This is a genomic window from Herbaspirillum lusitanum P6-12 (assembly GCF_000256565.1).
Taxonomy (GTDB): domain Bacteria; phylum Pseudomonadota; class Gammaproteobacteria; order Burkholderiales; family Burkholderiaceae_D; genus Herbaspirillum; species Herbaspirillum lusitanum.
The window spans coordinates 1-1,132 of sequence record NZ_AJHH01000772.1 but is presented as its reverse complement, the minus strand read 5'-3'; the positions used below and the strand labels follow the sequence as shown (position 1 = coordinate 1,132).

2 protein-coding genes and 1 pseudogene are annotated in these 1,132 nt (G+C 65.5%); 1 reads left to right on the top strand and 2 read right to left on the bottom strand.

Going from position 1 to position 1,132, the window contains the following annotated elements; translation table 11 throughout:
• The coding region (locus HLUSI_RS35035) for a GGDEF domain-containing protein (RefSeq protein WP_238534079.1) at positions 1-70 on the bottom strand (70 nt) is incomplete at its 3' end.
• 47 nt (positions 71-117) lie between these two features.
• On the opposite strand from HLUSI_RS35035, the pseudogene HLUSI_RS30645 reads away from it, so the two are divergent.
• Positions 118-822, top strand: a pseudogene (locus tag HLUSI_RS30645) (AMP-binding enzyme); the annotation flags it as partial.
• Positions 823-860: 38 nt separating this feature from the next.
• Here the strand turns inward: HLUSI_RS30645 and HLUSI_RS30640 are convergent.
• The coding region (locus tag HLUSI_RS30640) for a GGDEF domain-containing protein (RefSeq protein ID WP_040503895.1) at positions 861-1,132 on the bottom strand (272 nt) is incomplete at its 5' end.

Sequence of the window (1,132 nt, the reverse complement as noted above, 5' to 3'; positions counted from 1 at the left end):
GGATCAGCACGAACTCTTCGCCGCCGTAGCGAGCGCTGAGGTCGGAGGAACGCACCGCGCTGGCTTCCATCGCGCGCGCCACGTTCTTGAGCACCTGGTCGCCGGCAGTCCCCCCCCTCCGCGCTGGCACAGACGGCGCGCGAACGCGGCATCGACGTCTTCACCGGCTACGGCATGTCGGAGACCTGCCCGATCCTCTCGCTGGCGCACGTGCCCACCGCCGAACTGGGTAAGGAACAGGATGTCGCCACCCGCGTGAAGACCGGCCGTCCCTTGCCGCTGGTGGCGCTGCGCACGGTCGACGCCGACATGAACGATTGCCCGCACGACGGCAAGAGCACCGGCGAAGTGGTGGTGCGCGCGCCTTGGCTCACGCAAGGCTACCTGCACAATCCGGAGGCGTCGCAAGGCCTGTGGGAAGGCGGCTGGCTGCACACGCAAGACATCGGCAACATCGATGCGCGCGGCTACCTGCAGGTGACCGATCGCATCAAGGACGTGATCAAGACCGGCGGCGAATGGGTGTCGTCCCTGGAGATCGAGGAAATCATCGCGCGCCATCCCGCCGTGGCGGAGATTGCGGTGATCGGCGTGAAGGATGCGAAATGGGGCGAACGCCCGGTGGCGCTGGTGGTGCTCAAGGCCGACCAGGCCGGCAAGATCGATGCCGACGACATCCGCAAGCTGGTGCTGGCGGCAGCCGACGACGGCGTGATTTCAAAATACGGCGTGCCGGACCGCATCGAGTTCGTCAAGGAACTGGCGCGCACCAGCGTCGGCAAGCTCAACAAGCGCGTGATGCGCGAACAGTATCCATCCTGACCGACTCTCTTGCTCGAAGCAGGACGGTCAAAACAAGTTCAGTCGTCCTGCGCCATCACGCGGTTCTTGCCGCGCTGCTTGGCCTTGTAGAGACGCTTGTCCGCCAGGCGGATCAGGTCGCTCTGGGTCTGCTCTTCCTTCGGAATCACGGTGGCCGCGCCGATGCTGACCGTCACCCATTCACTGGTGATCGAATGCGCGTGGCCGATGTGCAGGGCTTCCACCATCTCGCGTAATTTCTCGCCCGCAGCGCGCGCACCTTCGGCATCGGTGCCCGGCAGGATGACCGCGAACTCTTCGCCGCCGTAGC